General features: G+C 69.5%; 3 protein-coding genes and 1 pseudogene. 2 read left to right on the top strand and 2 right to left on the bottom strand.

Annotated features, from left to right (window positions below):
• Positions 1-91: 91 nt before the first annotated feature.
• Positions 92-982: a LysR family transcriptional regulator gene (locus tag DBR23_RS20645; RefSeq protein ID WP_108499444.1), complete on the bottom strand. Its 891-nt coding sequence runs from the start codon at positions 980-982 to the stop codon at positions 92-94.
• A 132-nt stretch (positions 983-1,114) separates the two neighbouring features.
• Here DBR23_RS20645 and gstA point away from each other — a divergent pair, with 132 nt between their 5' ends.
• Positions 1,115-1,723, top strand: coding sequence for a glutathione transferase GstA (gene gstA, locus DBR23_RS20640; protein WP_015014999.1), 609 nt, complete (start codon positions 1,115-1,117; stop codon positions 1,721-1,723).
• On the top strand, positions 1,723-2,433 hold the full coding sequence (locus DBR23_RS20635) for a glutathione S-transferase family protein (protein WP_108499443.1): 711 nt from the start codon (positions 1,723-1,725) through the stop codon (positions 2,431-2,433). Before gstA ends, DBR23_RS20635 begins: the two co-directional genes overlap by 1 nt.
• A gap of 19 nt (positions 2,434-2,452) precedes the next feature.
• Here DBR23_RS20635 and DBR23_RS20630 read toward each other — a convergent pair.
• Positions 2,453-2,607, bottom strand: a pseudogene (locus DBR23_RS20630) (pseudouridine synthase); the annotation flags it as partial.

Raw genomic sequence — 2,607 nt, 5'->3', positions numbered from 1 at the left:
GCGGTGGACCCTGTGGACATGCTGCGCGCGTTGCACGGCACGGCGCTGGAGGTGTTCGGCGACGCCTTGCCCGGCTGATGTCCAGGGGCGCTCAGGGCAGCTGCACGGTCTCCGCCAGATGCCCGTACACCGCTGCAATCCGCCGCAGGTGCCGCGACTCCGGGTGGGTCAGCAGCCACAGCTCGGTCTCGCCGTCGGCCAGCGCACCCGTGAGCGGGCGCAGGTCGCTGCGGCCCTGGGCCAGAAAGAGGGGCAGCACCCCCACGCCCATGCCCAGGGCCACCAGTTCCATCACGGTGAGCAGGCTGTTGACGCGGTAGGTGGGCTGTGCCCTGGGGTATTGCTTCTTGCGCCAGCGCACCGAGGGGTGGTCGGGCAGGGCGTCGTCGGGCGCAATCCAGGCGGCGCGGCCTGCCTCCACATCTGACAGGGCCAGCGGGCTGGCGGTGCCTGCGTAGAGGGCCGAGCGGATCATGCCCAGCTGCCGCCCCACCAGGTGCTGTGGCGGGCGCTTGGTGGCGCGCACGGCGATGTCGGTGTCGCGCCGCGTCAGGCTCACCAGCTCGTTGCCGGCGTGCAGCTCGTACACCAGGGCCGGGTGCCGGGGCTGCAGCATCTGCAGGGCCGGGGCGATGAGGCCGTGCAGGATGGTGTCGGTGGTGGAGATGCGCACCGTGCCCGACACCTGCTCTGGCTGCGCCTGTGCGGCAGAGCGCGCGGCCTCCAGGGCGGCTTCCACCCGCTCGGCCTGTTCGGCCAATGCCTGGGCCAGTTCCGAGGGGCGGTAGCCGGCGCGCGACCGGTCGAACAGCGACTGGCCCAGCCCCCGTTCGATGCGCTGGATGGCGCGGAACACCGTGGACGCATCCACACCCAGTCGCTCACCGGCGGCCGCCAGGGTGCCGGTGCGCACCATGGCCAGCAGCACTTCCAGCTCGGCCGCGCCCAGTTGGTATTGCGATGATGCAATGGTTGATTTCATGGGTGCTTATTTTGTTTGCGTTGTTGCAAGCATAGATTCTGCCTGTCGCCGGGCCTTGCCGTGTACCGATGGGTGTCTGTGGCTGCCAAGGGGCGACATATTCCAACCGTTTTTACAGAAAGCCCCGTTCCCATGAAGCTTTACTACGCCCCCGGTGCCTGCTCGCTCGCCGTCCACATTGCCCTGCGCGAGGTCGGCGTTGCGTTCGATCTGGTCAAGGTGGACCTGGTGCGCCACACCACCGAGACCGGCGCCAACTATCTGGACATCTCCCCGCGCGGCTATGTGCCCCTGCTGGAGCTGGCCGACCAGTCGCGCCACACCGAGGCAGCGGCGCTGCTGCAGTACGTGGCCGACCTGGACCCGGCGCGCGCACTCATCGGCCAGCCCGGCTCCAGCGAGCGGCTGGCCGTGCTGGAGTGGCTCACCTTCGTCAGCACCGAACTGCACAAGGGCTTCAGCCCCTGGCTGTGGCACAAGGAGACGGCCGACTCCACGCGCCAGGCCGTCAAGGCCAAGCTGGCCGTGCGTTTTGCCGAGATGGAGGCCGTGCTGTCGCGCAGCGACTTTCTGGCAGGCGGCTACAGCGTGGCCGATGCGTATGGCTTCACCATCGTCAATTGGTCGCACCTGCTGGGCATCCCGCTCACTGCCTACCCGCACCTGCAGGCCTGGATGGCACGCGTGGCGGCCCGCCCGCAGGTGCAGGCTGCGCTGCGGGCTGAGGGGTTGCTGTCGTGATGGCCCAGACCACAGCGCCCGCTGCGCTCACTCTGGTCTCGCACGCGCTGTGCCCCTATGTGCAGCGCGTGGCCATCGTGCTGCACGAAAAGGGCCTGGCGTTCGAGCGCCGCACCATCGACCTGGCCCGCAAGCCCGACTGGTTCCTGGCCCTCTCGCCGTTGGGCAAGACCCCGGTCCTGCAGGTGCGCGGCCAGAGCCTGTTCGAGTCGGCCGTGATCTGCGAATACCTGGACGAGGTGGCCATGCCCGTGCTGCACCCGCCAGATCCGCTGCAGCGCGCACGCCACCGGGCGTGGATGGAGTTTGGCTCTGCGGTGCTGAACACCATCGGCGGCTTCTACGCCGCAGCGGATGAGGCCACGCTGCAGGCCCGCGCGCAGGACCTGCGCAGCCGTTTTGTGCAGATCGAAGAGGCCCTGGGCCAGCGCAGCGTGCCGGGGCCGTACTTTGCCGGGCCGGACTTTGGCATGGTGGATGCGGTGTTCGGCCCCGTGTTCCGGTACTTCGACGTCATCGACACCTTGCCGGGCATGGATGACCCGGGGCTCTGGCAAGGTTTGCCGCTGGTGCAGCAGTGGCGCGCCGCGTTGGCGGCACGCCCTTCGGTGCAGCAGGCCGTGGGTGCGGACTATGCCGAGGGCTTGCGGGCCTTTTTGCGCGCGCGTGGGTCAGCGCTGTCGCGGCGCATGCAGGCGGTGGCCGCCTAGGCCCCGCACGCCTGCCGGCTCAATCCGCCCAGGTGCCCGGCGCCAGCCCGTCCAGCGTGTACGGCCCGATGGCCGAGCGGATGAGCCGCAGCGTGGGGTGGCCCACGGCGGCCGTCATGCGGCGCACCTGGCGGTTGCGGCCTTCGCGAATGATGAGTTCGATCCACGCGGTGG

Source organism: Acidovorax sp. HMWF018, from assembly GCF_003061035.1.
In the GTDB taxonomy this organism is placed as follows: Bacteria; Pseudomonadota; Gammaproteobacteria; order Burkholderiales; family Burkholderiaceae_C; genus Acidovorax; species Acidovorax delafieldii.
This window is presented reverse-complemented; position numbering and strand designations above follow the sequence as displayed.

What these genes read in the sequence shown, in the direction of transcription:
- DBR23_RS20635 (WP_108499443.1), top strand. Translation starts at nt 1,723, where the DNA reads ATGGCCCAGACCACAGCGCCCGCTGCGCTCACTCTGGTCTCGCACGCG.
- gstA (WP_015014999.1), top strand. Translation starts at nt 1,115, where the DNA reads ATGAAGCTTTACTACGCCCCCGGTGCCTGCTCGCTCGCCGTCCACATT.
- DBR23_RS20645 (WP_108499444.1), bottom strand. Translation starts at nt 982, where the DNA reads ATGAAATCAACCATTGCATCATCGCAATACCAACTGGGCGCGGCCGAG.